The 16,747-nt window shown below is 63.9% G+C and carries 19 protein-coding genes; 9 read left to right on the plus strand and 10 right to left on the minus strand.

Features of this window, described 5'->3' with window-relative positions; all coding sequences use genetic code 11:
* Positions 1 to 136: 136 nt before the first annotated feature.
* On the minus strand, positions 137 to 1,600 hold the full coding sequence (locus tag ORI27_RS04140; RefSeq protein ID WP_265995263.1) for an MFS transporter: 1,464 nt from the start codon (positions 1,598 to 1,600) through the stop codon (positions 137 to 139).
* A gap of 93 nt (positions 1,601 to 1,693) precedes the next feature.
* On the opposite strand from ORI27_RS04140, the gene ORI27_RS04145 reads away from it, so the two are divergent.
* Complete coding sequence (locus ORI27_RS04145; protein ID WP_265995264.1) at positions 1,694 to 2,515, plus strand: acyl-CoA thioesterase domain-containing protein; 822 nt, start codon at positions 1,694 to 1,696, stop codon at positions 2,513 to 2,515.
* A 1-nt stretch (position 2,516) separates the two neighbouring features.
* Here the strand turns inward: ORI27_RS04145 and ORI27_RS04150 are convergent, their stop codons facing one another.
* Complete coding sequence (locus ORI27_RS04150) at positions 2,517 to 3,668, minus strand: DmpA family aminopeptidase (RefSeq protein ID WP_265995265.1); 1,152 nt, start codon at positions 3,666 to 3,668, stop codon at positions 2,517 to 2,519.
* Positions 3,669 to 3,998: 330 nt separating this feature from the next.
* Between ORI27_RS04150 and ORI27_RS04155 the strand changes: the two genes are divergently transcribed.
* The 4 genes from ORI27_RS04155 to ORI27_RS04170 are packed head-to-tail and all read left to right on the plus strand — an operon-like array spanning position 3,999 to position 6,715.
* Positions 3,999 to 4,844 (plus strand): sulfurtransferase, encoded by an 846-nt coding sequence (locus tag ORI27_RS04155; protein ID WP_265995266.1) that lies wholly within the window; start codon positions 3,999 to 4,001, stop codon positions 4,842 to 4,844.
* A 1-nt stretch (position 4,845) separates the two neighbouring features.
* Positions 4,846 to 5,079 (plus strand): hypothetical protein, encoded by a 234-nt coding sequence (locus ORI27_RS04160; RefSeq protein ID WP_265995267.1) that lies wholly within the window; start codon positions 4,846 to 4,848, stop codon positions 5,077 to 5,079.
* Entirely contained in the window at positions 5,076 to 6,275 is a 1,200-nt protein-coding gene (locus ORI27_RS04165; protein WP_265995268.1) for a thiolase family protein, read from the plus strand. Before ORI27_RS04160 ends, ORI27_RS04165 begins: the two co-directional genes overlap by 4 nt.
* Entirely contained in the window at positions 6,272 to 6,715 is a 444-nt protein-coding gene (locus ORI27_RS04170) for a Zn-ribbon domain-containing OB-fold protein (RefSeq protein WP_265995269.1), read from the plus strand. Before ORI27_RS04165 ends, ORI27_RS04170 begins: the two co-directional genes overlap by 4 nt.
* 38 nt (positions 6,716 to 6,753) lie before the next feature.
* Here the strand turns inward: ORI27_RS04170 and ORI27_RS04175 are convergent, their stop codons facing one another.
* Positions 6,754 to 6,939, minus strand: a complete 186-nt coding sequence (locus ORI27_RS04175) for a long chain fatty acid-CoA synthetase Faa4p (protein WP_407666223.1) — start codon at positions 6,937 to 6,939, stop codon at positions 6,754 to 6,756.
* 172 nt (positions 6,940 to 7,111) lie between these two features.
* Here ORI27_RS04175 and ORI27_RS04180 point away from each other — a divergent pair, with 172 nt between their 5' ends.
* On the plus strand, positions 7,112 to 7,513 hold the full coding sequence (locus ORI27_RS04180; RefSeq protein ID WP_265995271.1) for a DUF1801 domain-containing protein: 402 nt from the start codon (positions 7,112 to 7,114) through the stop codon (positions 7,511 to 7,513).
* A gap of 37 nt (positions 7,514 to 7,550) precedes the next feature.
* On the opposite strand, the gene ORI27_RS04185 is transcribed toward ORI27_RS04180, so the two are convergent.
* The 5 genes from ORI27_RS04185 to ORI27_RS04205 form a co-directional block, all read right to left on the minus strand.
* Positions 7,551 to 8,183, minus strand: a complete 633-nt coding sequence (locus ORI27_RS04185) for a hypothetical protein (protein WP_265995272.1) — start codon at positions 8,181 to 8,183, stop codon at positions 7,551 to 7,553.
* A gap of 184 nt (positions 8,184 to 8,367) precedes the next feature.
* Positions 8,368 to 8,604 carry a hypothetical protein gene (locus ORI27_RS04190; protein WP_265995273.1) on the minus strand — a complete coding sequence of 79 codons (237 nt, stop codon included), beginning with the start codon at positions 8,602 to 8,604 and terminating at the stop codon, positions 8,368 to 8,370.
* Positions 8,605 to 9,336: 732 nt separating this feature from the next.
* A complete protein-coding gene (locus tag ORI27_RS04195; RefSeq protein WP_265995274.1) occupies positions 9,337 to 10,281 on the minus strand; it encodes an alpha/beta fold hydrolase in 945 nt (314 codons plus the stop codon).
* Positions 10,278 to 11,033, minus strand: a complete 756-nt coding sequence (locus ORI27_RS04200; RefSeq protein WP_265995275.1) for a creatininase family protein — start codon at positions 11,031 to 11,033, stop codon at positions 10,278 to 10,280. Before ORI27_RS04200 ends, ORI27_RS04195 begins: the two co-directional genes overlap by 4 nt.
* A 716-nt stretch (positions 11,034 to 11,749) precedes the next feature.
* Positions 11,750 to 12,607, minus strand: coding sequence for a nuclear transport factor 2 family protein (locus tag ORI27_RS04205; protein ID WP_265995276.1), 858 nt, complete (start codon positions 12,605 to 12,607; stop codon positions 11,750 to 11,752).
* A gap of 57 nt (positions 12,608 to 12,664) precedes the next feature.
* On the opposite strand from ORI27_RS04205, the gene ORI27_RS04210 reads away from it, so the two are divergent.
* Positions 12,665 to 13,636: a carbon-nitrogen hydrolase family protein gene (locus tag ORI27_RS04210; RefSeq protein WP_265995277.1), complete on the plus strand. Its 972-nt coding sequence runs from the start codon at positions 12,665 to 12,667 to the stop codon at positions 13,634 to 13,636.
* Positions 13,637 to 14,177: 541 nt separating this feature from the next.
* Positions 14,178 to 14,699 carry a winged helix-turn-helix transcriptional regulator gene (locus ORI27_RS04215; protein WP_265995278.1) on the plus strand — a complete coding sequence of 174 codons (522 nt, stop codon included), beginning with the start codon at positions 14,178 to 14,180 and terminating at the stop codon, positions 14,697 to 14,699.
* Positions 14,700 to 15,163: 464 nt separating this feature from the next.
* Here ORI27_RS04215 and ORI27_RS04220 read toward each other — a convergent pair whose 3' ends face one another.
* The gene (locus tag ORI27_RS04220) at positions 15,164 to 15,559 is read right to left on the minus strand and encodes a MerR family transcriptional regulator (RefSeq protein WP_265995279.1); all 396 of its coding nucleotides are present in this window, start codon (positions 15,557 to 15,559) and stop codon (positions 15,164 to 15,166) included.
* A gap of 34 nt (positions 15,560 to 15,593) precedes the next feature.
* On the opposite strand from ORI27_RS04220, the gene ORI27_RS04225 reads away from it, so the two are divergent.
* A complete protein-coding gene (locus ORI27_RS04225; RefSeq protein ID WP_266073881.1) occupies positions 15,594 to 16,064 on the plus strand; it encodes an SRPBCC family protein in 471 nt (156 codons plus the stop codon).
* 17 nt (positions 16,065 to 16,081) lie between these two features.
* On the opposite strand, the gene ORI27_RS04230 is transcribed toward ORI27_RS04225, so the two are convergent.
* Complete coding sequence (locus ORI27_RS04230) at positions 16,082 to 16,672, minus strand: TetR/AcrR family transcriptional regulator (RefSeq protein ID WP_265995281.1); 591 nt, start codon at positions 16,670 to 16,672, stop codon at positions 16,082 to 16,084.
* Positions 16,673 to 16,747: the final 75 nt, after the last annotated feature.

Consider the following 16,747-nt stretch of genomic DNA (forward strand, 5'->3'; position numbering starts at 1 on the left):
ACACCCCTTCATGGTTGACCCCGCCCGTCTGCGACGCAAGCACCTCACCAGGCCGAACACCACGGCCAAATTTTCATCCTCCACCACCGGGCGCAGCCCCCCAGACAGCTGCTCGCGGTTCAGATACCTCCGCGGCTCAACCCCACTCGTGGTTCATCGCGCGGGACTGGGTGACGTCCTCAATCGAGGCGATCGGCCGCAACCGCGGCCGGGTGACGGCGATGAGTAGCATCGCCGCGCCCGCGGTGATCGCCCCGAGGGCGAAGATGATGGTGTAACTGCTTTCCGGGGGGTGGCCGTGGTGTGATCGGCCCAGCAGGACCGCGACGATCGCGGCGGCGATCGAACTGCCGACGGTGCGTGCGATCGCGTTCATGCTGGTGGCGACACCGGTCTCGTCGGCGTCGACCTCGCGCACCACGAGGGCGGGCAACGCGCCGTAGGCCAGGCTGATGTAGGCGTTGGTCAAGACCCCGGCGGCGATGACCTGCCAGGGCTGGTCGTGCAGGACGGCCAGCAGGACGAACCCGATGACGCCGGTGGCGGCGCCGACGACCAGCACCGCCCGAGCGCCGAACCGGTCGATGTAGCGACCGCTGATCACCGCGGTGAGGAAGCCGGCGAGAGCGCCGGGCAGCAGGAACACCACGCTGGCGCCCAGTACCGTCGCGCCGAACCCGTAGCCGTTTTCCGCCGGCGCTTCTACGAAGCCGGTCAGACCGAGGAAGGCGAAGTACAGACCTGTCCCGACCAGGACGGTCGCCAGGTTGGTCAGCAGGATCGGGCGGCGCGACAGCATCGCCGTCGACACCAGCGGACGGGCACATCGGCGCTCCCACCACCACCAGATGCCGAGCACCAGCCCACCGGTGACCACGCAGCCGATCGTGCGCGCCGAACCCCAGCCCCAGTCGTGGCCCTGGGTGATGCCCAGCAGCACGGCGGACAATCCCAGCGCCAATCCGGCCGCGCCGGCCCAGTCGATGGTGCCGTCGGAGCTGCGCGGACGGGCCGGGATTACCAGCACCGCAGCGGTGATGACCAGCACGGTGAACACCGTCGTCAGCCAGAACACCCGGTGATACCCGGCGTCGCCGCGCATCAGCAGACCGGTGACGACCAGGCCCATGCCGCCGCCGAATCCGAGCGACCCGGACAGCACCGCCATGGCCCGCATGAGCCGGTCGGCCGGTAGCTCCTCGCGCAGGATGGCCACCCCGATGGGGTACAGCGCATAGGACGCCCCCTGCAGCACCCGCGCCATGATCAGCAGTGGCAGCGAGGCCGTCAGCGCGGCCAGCAGCGAGCCGACCAGCACCACCGCGAGCACCGCCAGCAGCACCCGCTTCTTGGGGTACAAGTCGGCCAGCCGCCCGATCAGCGGGGTGGCGGCCGCGGCGGCCAGCAGGTTGGCGGTCACCGCCCAGCTGACCTCGACGGGCGAGGCATGCAACTGCCTGGCTATCACGCCCAGGACCGGCACCACAGCGGTCTGCAGCACCGCGACGGTCAGCGCGACGACGCTCAGGGTGGCCACGAGCAGCCCCGGGCGGTGATACCCCGCGCCGCGCTCGGTTCGGTCGGTCTCGAGATCCGACACGTGCCCTCCGTCCTGCCGTGTGCGCCGACCCAATGATTATGTCGGCTAAGCACCGGTGGCTGACACCGGAGTGCGCTGTGCGAGGATGCCGGGATGGCCACCCGACCGGCGCATTTCGTATCCGATCCCGACGGTATGTTCCATCCCACCGAGAACGCGCGAAGCCGCTGGGGCGACGACATGCTGAACGGCCCGGCCGTGGTGAGCCTGGCCGCCTTCAACCTGGAGCAGCGGTTCGGATTGCCGGGGTTCCTGCCGGCCCGTCTCACCGTCGACCTGTTCAAGGCGGCGCGGCGGGTCCCGACGTCGGTGCGCCCGCGGCTGGTTCGCGACGGTCGCCGGATTCGCAACGCCGAGTGCGACATCGTCCAGGGCGAGGTGATCGTCGCACGCGCGACGCTGGTGCAGTACCGCCAGTCCGAGCCGCCGCCCGGGCAGGAGTGGGGTGGCGAGGCGTCGTTGGCGTCGTTCACCCCGCCGGTCAAGGGTGAGCCGCACGCGTTCTTCATCGGCAGCGACGGCGCGGGCTGGAGCCCCAGCGGGGAAGCGCACCAGAACACCTCCCGCAAGCGCGTCTATCACAACCCGATCGACGTGGTGGCCGGCCACGACATCACACCGTTTGTCCGCACGGTCGTCGTCGCCGAAGCCACCAGCCTGGTCAGCAACCTCGGCACCAAGGGAATCGGCTATATCAACGGCGACCTCACCGTGGCGTTGTCCCGGCTTCCGATTTCGGAATACATTGGTGTGCAAGGTGATTCGCACTGGGTTGCGGAAGGGGTCTCGGTCGGCACCGGAACACTCTTCGACGATGACGGCCCGTTCGGCACCGGCTTGGTCACCGCGATCGCGAATCCGGCGGCTCAGATCGACTTCAGCAGACCCGACGCCATGCCGAAGCTGAGCGTCTGAGTCACAACAGGGCGCGCAGCTGATCGTGGGGCAGCGCCGGTGAGCGGTGGCCGTCGCGGCCGACCATGTCGGCGTTGACCACCAACGCGTTCAGCACGGCCTCCTCGACGCTGTGCACGACCGCGGCGTAGAGGTCGTCCATGCGTCCCCACGGCATGAACGTGAGTCGGCCGAACTCGTCGTCACCAACCTCGCCGATGGGGAACCGGCTGGCCAGATCCGGTGCCGGCGCGGTGGAGAACGCCAGGAAGATGTCGCCGGAGAAGTGACTACCCGTGGTGCCGGTGCGGGCCAGGCCCAGCGGCACCCGCCGGGCGAGCGCCTTGCACTGGCCGGGCAGCAGCGGCGCATCGGTGGCGATCACCGTGATGACCGAGCCCGCGCCCGGTGGCGGACGGTTGAGGTCACGCTCGAACCAATCACCGTCCAAGGGGTTGTCGGCGCCCAGATCCGGTCCGACGTGGCGCCCCGCGACGGTGAGTTCGTGGCGGGCGCCGAAATTGGCTTGAACGAGGACACCGACGGTGAATGAGTCCCGGCCGTAGCGCACCAGGCGTGACGCGGTGCCGTTGCCGCCCTTGAACTCGTAGCAGTTCATCCCGGTCCCGCCGCCGACCGAGCCTTCGGGCACCGGACCGCCGGCGGCGTTGTCGAGCGCGGCTTCGGCGTGTTCGGGTCGGACATGGCCGCCGTTGATGTCGTTGAGGTAGCCGTCCCAGGTTTCGGCACACACCGGCAGCAGCCACTGACGCGCCAGAACGGGATCGATGCGGTTGACCCAGGAGATCACCCCGGTGTGGCAGGCGCCGACGGCATGGGTATTCGACAGCAGGACAGGAAGATTGAAGGCACCGGACTCTTCGATCCAGGTGGTTCCGGTCATCTCGCCGTTGCCGTTCAGGGAGTACCAGCCGGCCGCGCACGGCTGCCCGAGGCCGGCCCGGCCGCGGGGGAGGATCGCGGTGACTCCGGTGCGGACCGGGCCCTGGCCCACCGTCATCGCACCGTCACCGGCCACCAGTGTCGTGACACCGACTTCGACGCCGGTCACGTCGGTGATCGCATTGAGCGGCCCGGCTTCGCCGGAGAACGGAATTCCGAGTCCGCGGGCGCGGGGCCGGCCGTCGGTGGTGAAGGCCGCTGGAGACGTCATCGGCCGACCTTACTGTCGACCGTGACCGGGCTCTACCGGAGAAAGACCACGGACGCCGGGGAAGGCCGCTACAACCTTCCCCAGCGCCGCCTGGCGCTCGCACCACACCCCCCAAGTCGTGGTGCGAGCCATCAGGCGATCCCGGCACCCCCGACGGAATCCGTGTCGCGACTGATGTTGGAGCCCAAAATATCGGGCTTCCATCTACCCGCGCACGCGTAGTCCACTACTCGATTTCAGGTTCCTCTCAGGTTGCCTACCTGTTTCAGCGCAGCGGCGATACGCGGGGCATGATCGTCGGGACCGGCCGACGACGGAACGGAGTTGTTGATGACAGGGCGCGCCGATGTGCTGGTAACGGCCGAGGCGCTGGCCGACAGCTTGGCAGCCGGTGCGGCGGTGACGTTGCTCGACGTCCGCTGGACCTTGAGCGAGCCGGACGGAAGAGCCCTCTACCTGCGGGGACACCTCCCCGGTGCGGTGTATGTGTCCCTCGAGGATGATCTGACCGACCATGCGGTGGCTGGCCGCGGCCGCCACCCGCTGCCGTCGGGTGCGGCCCTGCAGGCCGCCGCGAGACGGTGGGGCGTCCGCAGCGGGATTCCCGTCGTGGTCTACGACGACTGGAACCGGGCGGGATCGGCGCGGGCCTGGTGGGTGCTGACCGCGGCCGGGATCGCCGACGTGCGAATCCTCGACGGCGGCCTGTCGGCGTGGCAGGCGTCCGGCGGTGCCATCGAAGCCGGACCGGTCGATCCGACCCCCGGCGATGTCACAGTCCGCCACGACGACCTCTACACCGGAGCGCTGTCCACCTTGACCGCCGACGAGGTGGGTCACCGCCGGCTGCTCGACGCGCGCGCACCCGAACGCTTCCGCGGCGAGGTGGAGCCGGTCGATCCCGTCGCCGGCCACATACCCGGCGCGCAGAACCTGCCGAGCACGGCACTCCTCGGCGGAGACGGCGCATTCGTCGCCGACGCCGCGCTGGACGAGCTACTCGGCGAGTGCGGGATCGGGCCCGACGAATCGATCGGGGTGTATTGCGGTTCGGGGATCACCGCGGCGGTCGCCGTCGCCGCGCTGACCGCCACCGGCCGCGACGCCGCGCTGTTCCCCGGATCCTGGTCGCAGTGGTGTTCGGATCCGAACCGGCCCGTCGCCCGCGGGCAGTGACATGGCGACGTTCTGGGTGTATCTGAAGATTCAGGCGATGTGCCTGGTGTTCGGCATTGTCGGGCCGATATTCCTGTTCGTGTATTTCGCCGCACAGCCGGACCCGACACTGAGGTGGATGTACTACTGGGGGCTGGTGATCACGGCGATCGATGTGCTGGTGGCCCTCGGCCTCACCGACCAGACCATTCGCGCCCGTCAGGCTACTCGCGAGAAAGAGAGCCGATCATCGTGACCAGTCGCGGTCCGTTCGACGGCAAGGCGGTGATCACCGGTGCCGGCAAATCCCAGGTCGGCCGGCGACTGGGGCGTACCGGACTGGAGTTGACGGTCGAGGCGGTGCTCCGCGCCATCGCCGATGCCGGTCTGGCCGTCGACGATGTCGACGGCATCGCCAGCTACCCGGGTGCGGTCTCCGGGAACCCGGGCTTTTCGGGTGCCAGCGTCACCGAGGTGCGTACGACGCTCGGACTGCGCAGCAGGTGGTACATGTCCGGGCTGGAAACGGCAGGGCAGATCGGGCCGGCGATCGAGGCGTGCATGGCCGTCACACTGGGTCTGGCCAACCACGTGGTGGTGTTCCGCTCGGTGTGGGAATCGACGGCTGCTCAGCGGGCCGGGGGCGGGCACGCCTCGGTATTGCTCGGTGGGGGCGGCAAGCTGCCACCCCAGATGGAATGGACCGCACCGTTCGGTGCATTGTCGGCGGCCAACTGGCTGGCGATGCCCGCGCAGCGGTACATGCACGACTTCGGGCTCACCCGTGAGCAACTCGGTGCCATCGCACTGACCGCCAGGACCAACGCGGGCCGCAACCCCGATGCCGTCTACCGTGACCCACTGACGATGGCGGACTATCTGAGCGCGCGGATGATCTCGGAACCGTTGTGTCTGTACGACTGTGACGTGCCCTGCGACGGGGCCACCGCCGTCATCGTCTCCCGCCGGGATGCCACGAGCGGCTTGCCGCGTCACCCGCTGACGGTGGAATCCGTGGGTCCGGGGATGTTCGAAAGACCAACCTGGGAACAACGTTTCGACCTCACCACGATGGCCGCCCACGATTCGGCCGCTACCCTGTGGGACAACACGGGGTTACGGCCGGGTGACGTCGACATGGCCCAGCTGTACGACGGGTTCAGCTTCCTGACGGTGATGTGGTTGGAGGCATTGGGATTTTGCGAGCACGGTCGTGTCGGCGAGTTCATCGAGGGCGGGCAGCGGATCGCGCTCGACGGGCCGCTGCCGTTGAACACCAGCGGTGGTCAGCTCTCGGGCGGCCGCCTGCACGGGATGGGTTTCCTGCACGAGGCCTGTGTGCAGCTGTGGGGAGAGGGCGGTGAGCGCCAGGCGCCCCGCACCCCCGAGGTCGTCGCGGTCGGCGTCGGTGGCGGTCCGGTGGCCGGTTCGATGCTGGTGAGCAGCCGATGAGCTATCAGCGACCGGATCTGCGGCTGGCGCCCAGCCTCACACCGGAATCGGCGGCGTTCTGGACCGGCGGGCGGAACGGGGATTTACTCATCACACGCTGTCGCGCATGCGGGCATTACTTTCACCCGCCGGCGCCGGCCTGCTGGCGTTGCCGAAGCACTGATGTCGGCCCGGAAAAGGTGTCCGGGCGGGCGACGGTGGCGGCGTTCACCGTCGACCGCCAACCGTGGATCCCCGGCTTCGAACCGCCCTATATCGTCGCGATCGTCGAACTCGCCGAGGAGCCCGACGTGCGGCTGATGACCAACGTGGTGGACGTCGAAGGCGAGCACATGCGGGTCGGGCTGGAGGTGGAAGTCTTCTTCGAAGACTGGACGTCGTTGTCCGGCGGGGAGGACACTCGCGTGTGGATTCCGCTGTTTCGGCCCGTCGCCAACTGAGGATCGGGGCTCAACCGTTGGAGGACAACGGGATCAGGTCAGTCGCGGACCCAGACGGAGATGTAGCCGATGGGGATACCGGTGCGGGTGGCGATGCATTCACGGGCCGCGAGCTCGACCTTGTCCCGCGAAATCGCCTCGGTCGCGTCGTTGATCTCCGGAACCCGGATAACCCAACGGTTGGTGTCGAATTGGATGTCGATCTCGAAGCACTGACCGGCCATCGGCCGCAGGACGTGTTGGGTGCGAAGACCCCGTTGCCTACGGGTAGAGAAGCCGCGAGTTCGGTAGTGAGTACGCATCTTCATACTTTCCGGAGCAATTTTGGGCCGCCGGAAAACATACTCTTCGAATGCCGGAATACAAAATCGTTCGCGTCTGTGGATATATGGGTGTATGGACCAAGACGACGACACCGCTTCGGAACGGATCGACGCGCGGATTACCGAGCTGGACGATTGGCGTGGTGAGACACTGGCGCACATTCGTGCGGTAATCAGGCGTGCCGACCCCGAGGTGGTCGAGGAGTGGAAATGGCGCGGTGTGCCGGTATGGTCGCACGCCGGCATGATCTGCACCGGCGAGACGTACAAGAATGCGGTCAAGATGACGTTCGCCAAGGGCGCGTCACTGTCAGATCCGTCAGGTTTGTTCAACGCCAGCCTCGACGGGAACACCCGTCGGGCCATCGATTTTCACGACGGTGATCCCGTCGACGAGGAAGCACTGACCGCGCTCATTCAAGCGGCGGTGGAATTGAACCTGTCCACGAGATCGCGCACGGGCAAGCGTGGGTGAGGAGTCCGGGCGCCAATTGTTCTGGCACCGAACATCATCAATTGCGGGCGCTGGGCGGACAGATACCGGGTAGCAGACCGATGGCGGTTGCCATGGCGCCCTGGTTCAGGCAGGCGTTGACCCCGGAGTCGGGTGGTGTGTTGGGGCCCCGACTCCCCGGACACACCCCGGGCGGCAGGCCGATGGCGTTGGGCATGGCGCTGTGGTTCTGGCAAGCGGACAGGCCGGAATCCGGTGGTGTGTTGGGTCCCTGGGTTACTCGGCATACACCGGGTTGTAGGCCGATGGCGTTGCCCATGGCGCTCTGATTCTGGCAGGAGGTCATCCCGGAGTCGGGTGGTGTGTTGGGTCCTTGGGTTACTCGGCATACACCGGGTTGTAGACCGATGGCGTTGCCCATGGCGGCCTGGTTCTGGCAGGCGTTCATCCCGGAATCGGGCGGGCTGCTGGTGGTGGGCGAGGGCGTCGTCGTGGGACTGTCCGCACCCGGTTGCTGAGTGGTCGTCACGCACGGCAGGGGGTTGTATCCGCCACGCTGAAAGCACTCGGCCATGGCAATGTCGCTCGGGGCGACGACCCGGACAATGCCGAATCCGGCGACGACGGTCGCCATCGCCATCGCAACTCCGCACCGGCTCCACACGCCTCGGCGCACCGGCGCCTGGGTCATCACGGCAGTCTGGAAAGAACGTGAAGCAGGGCCCTACTCGAACTTGACGTGTGGGTCACTAGTGGATGATCCCCGAAAACCCGCCGCACGGCGACTCGCTCATGAGTTCTGGGTGTCAGCGACGAGGACTCGGTAGCGGCGGATGCTGAATCGCCACAACCCGTCGACACGACGCAGCTCGTCGTCATAGCTCCCGATGAGCTGACGGGTGGTGCCGTCGCGAAATTGCAGAGTCTCCAGACAGTAAGACCGTGTTGGCCGCCATCGTCCTGTCGATGACAATGGCACCGATTTGGGTCATGAATGCCATTTGGGACAAGCAGTCCAGATAGTCGTTCAGCACCTGGCGGGTGACCGCATCGCTGTAGCTGTCGAATCGTTCGCGGATCCCGAGGCGATCCTCGATGGGGCCGGAGAACATCAGAGTCGTTCCTTCCGCCGCGGGGGTCGTCTCGAAGGTAGCCGATCGGCTACGCGGTGGACGGTACTTTGGTCGCCGCACGAAAAGCGTCACAGTGACGAATTAGGCTGGAGGAGTTGATCTTTCGCGGAAGCGGGGTAGCGGGGTTTGTTGTCGATTCCCGCAGCCGGAGACCGAGGCGGGGCAACGTTGCCAACGGGGACTCGCGCCGATCGGGTGTCGGCCCGCGGTCGCGGACCGGCACGGGCGTACCGGCCGCTGACACGGCAAAACGTCACAGTGACAAATTGTGCGACTGCCGCGGGTGTGACCGGCCGGCGAGGAAGCGATGGACGTCGGGCCGGTCCGGCCTGGATTCGCAGTTGACTCAAGCGATGGGAACGTCGGCGCCGGGCAAGTCTCGTCGGCCACGGTCTGTCATTGGCGGATGCCGACCGCGTCTTGGGTGCCGCGGGAGGGCCCTTAAAAGGCGATCGCTTGATGTCGTTCGTCGCGCCATCCAGGCAGTGGTCGCGCCCGATTCGGATATCCGCTGGTATGCGTTTTGCCGATAAGCCACATTATGTCAAGTAAACGTCGCCGTGTTCATCCGATGAATCGTGTGGCGCCCGAAGTGTCTTGTCTCGGTATATCTGGCGGTTTTCGCAAGACATCTGGCGGACTTCGGCGTATTGCCATTTTCTCAGTGAATCTGGCGGTGCACACTGGCGCCTCGTCGGGAAGCGACGATCCTCACGGCTGAGGCGCCGAGCTGGTGTCACTGTTCAAGGTGATTGGCGATATGCACTCGGCAATCGCTATGGTCGTTTCATAGGGCGCCTCAACCATTGGGCTGTGTCCGCAGTCTCTGATCTCGTGAACGGCGATGTTTGACATCTGCCGATACGGCGCAGCTGCGACGATAGGAAACAGTTGGTCGTTTGTCCCCCAAATTACGCGGACCGGCATCGACAGGGCCCGAACACGAGTTTCGGGAGTCGGTTCTGAAAGTAGAAACATGTCGAGTGCCTCATCGCAGCCCTTGAACGACGACCACGTCATTCGCCGCAGATCGCCAATGAAGGTGTCTGGAATATGATACCCCGGCGAAAAGAGCGGCCGGAGGCCGCGCGCCAACAGTCTTCGAGTCGCGAATGTGCGGAGCAATATCCCAAAGCATGGGGTAAACGCAAGGCGACCCAAGCGATTGAGGTTCTGATGGCGGAGTTCAAGGGGGACGTCCACGAGAACCAGGCCCGCAACTAGCGATGAACGCATTTGGGCCAGCGTCACGGCCACAAAACCTCCCATTGACTGGCCAACGATCCATGCACGATCTACGCGCATCTGATCAAGCGCAGCTCCGACAAGCGTTGCCGCTGCGTCTATGGAGTAGTCACCACGATGCTTCTCGGAGGCACCGTGTCCCGGCAAATCGACCCGTATGACGTGAAACCGGCCGGATAGCTGGTCGGCGCAGGCTTTCCACCATCGCATCGAACCACCAAAGCCGTGCAACAAAACCACCGTCTGTAAGTGTTTTCGACCCTGCTCGTGAACATGGAGGTCGCCGCCAGGGAAGCGCAGGACGCTGCCCTCAGCTGGTTCTGCCGGCCTCACTTCACGTTTGGCCCACCATACGAGCCAAGCTACGCTCAGCGCAGCGAGGGCCATGAGCGCCGCGCTTGCGGCGATCATTTTTCCTCGAGAACGCTCACGGCGACATTGGTGAGTGCCTGAATGTAGGCCTCACCGCGGTCTGCCTCAGCACGCCGGGGATCACCGAGAACTCCTGTGGGTGTGAGTTCGTCGATCGGCGTCCCATCCGCCAATAGTGCCTCGACACCCGCTCCCATATCTCCGGTGTATCCAGCCTGTGCGCGATCCATCTGGACGAGATCGGGAGTCAGCTTGAGCATGATCGAGGTTTCCCATTCACCCGCGTGGGCACCGCTCTCCTCAGGTGGGATGCCGAGATTGGCAGCCACTCCGACTGTGCCCTCTTGAAGCACCTGACGGCTGAAGTTCGATACGACACTTATTACGGATACCCCCTTCAACTCCATACAGTCCTGGACTGCATGTGCAAGAGGTTCGATATTTCCTCCGTGAGTGGGCACGAAGACTATTCGTCGAAACCCGTGCCGTGCAAGTGAGTGCGCGTACTCGACCGCGATCCGCCTTACCGTTTCCTTGCTCAGCGTCATGGTCCCGGCGAAGGGCATGTGATGTTCGGCGAAGCCCACCCGCACGGTCGGGATGAGAATCGCATTCAGATGTGCTGCAACCCGGTGCCCGAACTCATCACCGAGAAACGCGTCCGTGCCAATCGGGAGATGTTCTCCATGTTGCTCGAGCGATCCGAACGCTATTACTGCGGTATCCTGACCGCCGTCAATCGCGGCTCGAACTTCAGGTGAAGTCATCTTCTCCAGCTCACGTACCTGCATCATTGCCTCCTTGACATCTGCTCGCATCCAACCGAAATGAGATTGGCCGCTGGATCGGTCCGGCCTGACCGGTTTGGGTTCTCAATGGAATTGCTTGGGCGATGGATGGAGCGTATCAAATTACTTGCATGGTGCAAGCTATGCCTCTCGATCACTGGTCCCGGCTACTGCGCCCCTGGCTGTCATCGTGCCCGTCATGCATCCAGACACTTTGAGGCCGAACCTCTTCGGATGCGTTCCCCACAGGCGACGTACGAGTACGGTCAACGCCGGAGACTGCCGCCAAGTTCTCGCCACCAAAGTTGCCAAATTCGAGAATCGCGCCTGCCGCCTGTTCGGCAGGCACCGACCGCTCACGAATCCCTGGTGCCACCTTCGCAACCGGCGATTGCGAAGCCTTCGCGGCCGTCGTACCTGCTGCCCTTCGTCAGAGCAGCGGGGTTCACTATCCTCGCTGCAGCACAACGCAATCAGGCGACGATAGCCTTGTTCAAAAGCAATGTAAGTTCACCGAACACCCCTGCAGGATGTCCGTTCCGACTTGCCGGTGCTTCGGCCGCCCATTTCGGCGGAATCCTCGCTGATTCCACGCTGCAGTGACATTGGACCAAAGACCGCAACAAACTACGATAGTCTTCTGCGAGATTCTGATTCCACCGTCACCTTCACGGTCAACGCTCATCTGCTTCAAGCGGATAGCTCGGCGACGATGAACTTCACTTCCGTGCGACTCGGTGTTTGAACATGCCTACTTGCTGCGCGAGCGTGTCGAAATAGAGTTCAGAACGAACGATGTTGGCACCCTGACGTTTAAGCGAGTGGACTGCCGGCCAGCGGAACCCACTAGCATCTTGACAGTCCGACAGGATCACCTCTAGGAGTATCGATTCCTCCCGAATCCCCGACCGCAGGACAGTTGCCTCTAAATGAGGATGCTTGGCGCTCAGCCGAGACGCAGGGAGCCCCCGGGGCTTCTCATCCGCTCGCACGGCGCCATCCGCTGCGAATTCAGCAATGAGGTACGTAGATCCGACGCTGGGCACGGAATCAATGTCTCGGTTCTCTGTGTTTTTGGCGGCGAGATGGCGGCTCGGTGCCATCTCCGCACCCGGGCGCGCACCAGTCCGGAGAAGCCGTGGCCACAGCCATGGCTGGCGAACAGCCGCGTTCACCACCGGCCGCGAGTCGGCGTAGTGCACACGTTCGACGCCGCACCCGTCAGCCAGAACGAATCGGTCCATCCCGCGCCACTGCACTTGCTGCCGTCCCAAGGTACCGCGAAACACATGATCAATGATGACGCCGTCTGATGTTGCTACCCAATCGATTACTTGCCCGCGCATGTCGGGAAGAAGGGAGAACAAGCTCGCAAAGCCTTCCTCGGCCTGTTCGATACCGTTGGTCACCGGAAGTAGTGGCGCGATCAGTCTGATTGTGGGAGCGAATAAATCAGAGAACGTTGCGGGTGCAGGAGTTGTCCATGCGGCGGAAAACCGCTCTACAAAACGCTCGGCTTCGGTCGTTTGATGGTCCCGGTCCTGTGCGGCCTTGCGGCGGCCCTGGTATGACTGCACCGCGTCAGACTAGGGCAATAACTTGCATCATGCAAGCTACTAGGTTATCGTCACAGCGTGCCCAAACAGACCATGATTCGCGCGGCAGCAGTACAGCTTGAGGCCGAGGTTGGCGATATTGACGCCAATCTGACGATGTGCGAGGCCCTGATAAACGATGCAGCGGTGGAAGGAGCGTCATGGATCGCACTTCCCGAGTTCTTTTCCACTGGTGTGGCGAACCTTCCCGAGCTGGCCGAGAATGCGCCGTCGACTGACGGTGCTCCGACTCAGTTACTGCGGGCGATGGCCCAGCGACACAACGCATATATAGGTGGCTCAACGCTCGTCCGCGATCACGACGGCCATGTGCGGAATGCATACTTTCTGGCAGGTCCGAGCGGCCGCATTCTCGGTCGTCACAACAAGGACATCCCTACAATGTGGGAGAACCGGCTGTACATCGGAGGTGACGACCCGGGTCGATTGAAGGCCGACGATCTCACAGTCGGCGTTGCGCTTTGCTGGGAACTCATGCGGACCCAGACCGCAATCCGGCTCGCCGGTCAGGTAGATCTGGTGATGAGCGGTTCGGGTTGGTGGAGCATCCCAATGTGGCATCCAAAGCGGCTATTTCAGACACTTCAGAAGGCGAACGAGCGACGCGCGATCGAGGCAGCCGGAACGTTCGCGCCCTTCGTTGGAGTACCGGTCATCCACGGTGCCCACTGCGGCACCGTCAGTTGTCCATGGCCATTGAGCTTTCTGATCTACCAAGGTCATTTTCAAGGTGGCGCCATGATCTGCGATCACCGCGGAAGGCTGATCGCAGCCCGATATAGAAGTGACGGACCTGGCGTAGTCGTGGCCGATGTCATCCTTGAGCGCGCAGACCCACAACCGACGCCGCGCGGCTACTGGCTTCAGCAGCGCGGCAGCGTCGCTGCTGTCTGCTGGGAGTATCAGAATAGACTTGGCCGCTGGCAATATCGTGGTGCTAGACCGCCGAAACGATCGTTAGAGACGAGCAACGTGAGTCCGTCATTGTGAGCGGACTGCAGTCTCCACGAGACGAAGGCCCACTGGCGAGTATCAACCCATCGCCGATGGTTAGATCGGTGATCGTCACGCGGCTCGCGGTAGGAGCGCTGACTTGGATAGCACCTACGGTAGCGGGACAGCTTTTCGGCCTTACGATTACGGCCGACGGACGATATATAGCCCGCTTGTTCGCGACACGAAATATCGCTATCGCGGTGCTCCTGTTTCGGGTACCGAGGGTGAGTTCGACACTTCCGGTGCAGCTCAGCGTTGCTGTCGACGCCCTGGATGTGGCAGCAACAGCAATGTCACTGCATCATGGTGAAATGCGTCGGTACAGTGCCCTACGAGTGGTTCTGTCCGTTGGTGTCACCGCGATAAGTGGGCTACTTGCGCTGATGAAAAGCTGATCCAGGCGCACCGATTGCCAATGGCTGTCGCGATGGCTTGCCTCTCGTCACTTCTCGTAGTAGCAACCCGCGCATCGATACCAGACAGGCGTTTGCACTCCATTACTGGCTTGATGCAAGCAATCGATTAGACTAGAGCCATGCCTCTAGGCGCCGACTATCCGGGTCAAGATTGCTCGATCGCCAGATCGCTTGAGGTAGTGGGCGAGCGCTGGACATTGTTGATTCTACGTGACGCTTTTCATGGTCTGACGCGCTTCGATGAGTTCCAACGCAGCCTAGGCGTGGCCTCCAATATCTTGTCTGTTCGCTTGAACAAGCTGGTCGATCTCGGCATTTTGCAGACCGATGACACCGACGCGGTAGGCCGACGACGTGGTTATCATCTGACGGAGAAGGGTGCCGCCTTAAACGGTGTCCTCATCGAAATGATGCAGTGGGGAGACCGTTTCGAGCCCAGTTCGAGTGGACCGACAACGATCATGGTTCACGATGAATGCGGTCGTGCTGTTAGCGCGGAGCATCGTTGCAGCTGCTGCGGAGGGATTATTGCGCCGGAAAACACTCACCTAGCGCCGGCCCCTCAACTACGCGGACCCGACGGCCGACCGTTATCACGGACGCTACCTCAGTTGGCAGCTTGGGGTCCCGCGTCTGAATAAGCTCATCCCGGTTCGCTGCGATGCGTAGTGCTGCCTTATTCCGCGGTCTTTCCTGTGGATGAGTGCGCGATAAAGTCGTCGAGCCCGCGGGTTCCGTTGGTTCTTCCGACGGCCGCGGACGCACCAATCGCGTTGATTTCGAACGCAATTAGTCTCAGGATAGCGAGTTCAGCCGGACGCGCTTGCGGTCGTGGGGAGGACCTTCGATGAGGTCGTGCTCGCTGCAGCGGTCAAGGTAGGCAGACAGCTTGGTTGCGGATCGAACGGCGGCCGACACGGCAGTGCCGTCTTTGGTCAGGGCTTCCAGTTGCCTTCAAGGTGTCTTCGTCCGGGCGGAAGGTGATCGTGTCGGCCATGGCAACACTGTACGACGGTGTGTAAGACAATTGCTCGTGTTCAAGTAGGCGGCCCAGCGTCCGCTCCCGGTGTGAGTCGCCAATCCACGTTGTCCGTGGGTCGCCGGCCTACCGCAGCGCAATCCCGTGTCGGCGCGCGCTGGCTTCCAGACGCTTTTGTTCACGAGCCAGGCGTCGACTGACCTCCCGCAACCCGTTGATCTGCTCGTCGACGCGGGCCCGTTTTTCCGCCAGCAGTCGCGCGGCGTCCGCGCAGTCGATGTCGCTGGCGCGCACCCCGCCCAGGACCTGTCGGATCTCGGCCAGCGAGAATCCCATCGATTGCATGCTGCGGAGCAGCTTGACGTCGTCGACGAGCGACTCGGGATACTCCCGATAGTTGCCTGGGCTCCGCGGTACGTCGCCGAGCAGGCCCCGTCGCTCGTAATAACGCAGGGCGTGCCGACCTACGCCGGTGCGTGCTTCCAATTCGCTGATCTGCATCGAGGCTCCGGGCTTGACCATAGACCTTGGTCTATACCTTAGCCTCCGGTTGACCGTGAGGAGGTCCATGTACACCTTGGCCAAGGCCGCCATCCATATCGACTGTCCGGTCCCGATGGTCTTCGCCTACGCGGCCGACCTCGAGAACTTCGGTGACTGGTTCCCCGGGGTGATCGCTGTTGCCGCCAGGGACGAACTCCCCTTCGACGCCATCGGCAAGCGCTACGCGGAGACCGTCGCGGTACCGTTGCGCGGGAAACGGGATGTCCTGCTACGGGTAGTCGATGTCAAACCACCGCGACGCTTGGTGACCGAGGGCGACCTCCCGATGGTATTGCCGCGCATGGAGATCGACGTCGAGGACTCCGGGATGGGTTCCTGTGACGTCCGGTGGCGTATGGTGAGCCGGAACCGCAGTGCCGTTGCGCGACACAGCATTCTGCCGATTGCCGGGTGGCTGATGCGTCGACGCGCCACCACCGGACTGCGCACCCTGAAGACGCGGCTGGAAGGTCAGCGGGCGTGAGCCGGCGCGGCAATCGTTCAGCGGGCGAGTTCTCGCAGATGGGTGCTGATCGCGGCGCGTATCGCTGTCGGCGAGTCCAGTGGCGGTTCGGAAAGTGCGTGCAGGGCAAGCCCATCGATCAGAGCATGCAAGCGCACGGCCTCGACCTCGAGGTCGCGCTGTCCTGACACGAGTTGTGCGGTGTTCAGTTTCGTGAGCACCTGATGCACCGCGTCGCGGACGATGAGGTCCAGCTCATTGGCTTCTGCGGCGACCTGCGGGCTGGCGACGCGCCGTGTCAGCAAGGCGAACCACACCTGTGCCTCGGCCTTGCGTTGCCGATCAAGGGGAAGCATTTCTTCGATAGCTTGTTGGAGCACACCGCGATCGGGGCTGTCCAGGTCGAGGGCGTATATCCGTTGACTGATCGTCGTGAGCATCTCGCCGGTCGCGAACAGAATCAGGTCGTCCTGGGACCGGTAGTAATGCCGAAGCGCCCCCACCGACCAGCCGGCTTCTGCGGCAAGGGCGCGAACCGTTACCGCCCCCATACCGTCGCGCAAAAGGATCCGCCACATCGCGGCGGTGATTTCGCGACGGCGTTCGTCGTGGTCAACCTGTTTGGGCAAGGCTCGCTTCGCTCGGTTCGGTGGGAACGGCTACCCACCGCTCGTACCTGGATGTGCTGCGGCCTTTTTTAATAC

It is taken from the genome of Mycobacterium pinniadriaticum, from assembly GCF_026242045.1.
Lineage (GTDB): Bacteria > Actinomycetota > Actinomycetes > Mycobacteriales > Mycobacteriaceae > Mycobacterium > Mycobacterium pinniadriaticum.

Excerpts from the sequence above, each read along its gene's own strand:
- ORI27_RS04145 (WP_265995264.1), top strand. The coding sequence starts at position 1,694 with ATGGCCACCCGACCGGCGCATTTCGTATCCGATCCCGACGGTATGTTC.
- ORI27_RS04150 (WP_265995265.1), bottom strand. The coding sequence starts at position 3,668 with ATGACGTCTCCAGCGGCCTTCACCACCGACGGCCGGCCCCGCGCCCGC.
- ORI27_RS04155 (WP_265995266.1), top strand. The coding sequence starts at position 3,999 with ATGACAGGGCGCGCCGATGTGCTGGTAACGGCCGAGGCGCTGGCCGAC.
- ORI27_RS04160 (WP_265995267.1), top strand. The coding sequence starts at position 4,846 with ATGGCGACGTTCTGGGTGTATCTGAAGATTCAGGCGATGTGCCTGGTG.
- ORI27_RS04170 (WP_265995269.1), top strand. The coding sequence starts at position 6,272 with ATGAGCTATCAGCGACCGGATCTGCGGCTGGCGCCCAGCCTCACACCG.
- ORI27_RS04175 (WP_407666223.1), bottom strand. The coding sequence starts at position 6,939 with ATGGCCGGTCAGTGCTTCGAGATCGACATCCAATTCGACACCAACCGT.
- ORI27_RS04180 (WP_265995271.1), top strand. The coding sequence starts at position 7,112 with ATGGACCAAGACGACGACACCGCTTCGGAACGGATCGACGCGCGGATT.
- ORI27_RS04185 (WP_265995272.1), bottom strand. The coding sequence starts at position 8,183 with ATGACCCAGGCGCCGGTGCGCCGAGGCGTGTGGAGCCGGTGCGGAGTT.
- ORI27_RS04190 (WP_265995273.1), bottom strand. The coding sequence starts at position 8,604 with ATGTTCTCCGGCCCCATCGAGGATCGCCTCGGGATCCGCGAACGATTC.
- ORI27_RS04195 (WP_265995274.1), bottom strand. The coding sequence starts at position 10,281 with ATGATCGCCGCAAGCGCGGCGCTCATGGCCCTCGCTGCGCTGAGCGTA.
- ORI27_RS04200 (WP_265995275.1), bottom strand. The coding sequence starts at position 11,033 with ATGCAGGTACGTGAGCTGGAGAAGATGACTTCACCTGAAGTTCGAGCC.
- ORI27_RS04215 (WP_265995278.1), top strand. The coding sequence starts at position 14,178 with ATGCCTCTAGGCGCCGACTATCCGGGTCAAGATTGCTCGATCGCCAGA.
- ORI27_RS04220 (WP_265995279.1), bottom strand. The coding sequence starts at position 15,559 with ATGGTCAAGCCCGGAGCCTCGATGCAGATCAGCGAATTGGAAGCACGC.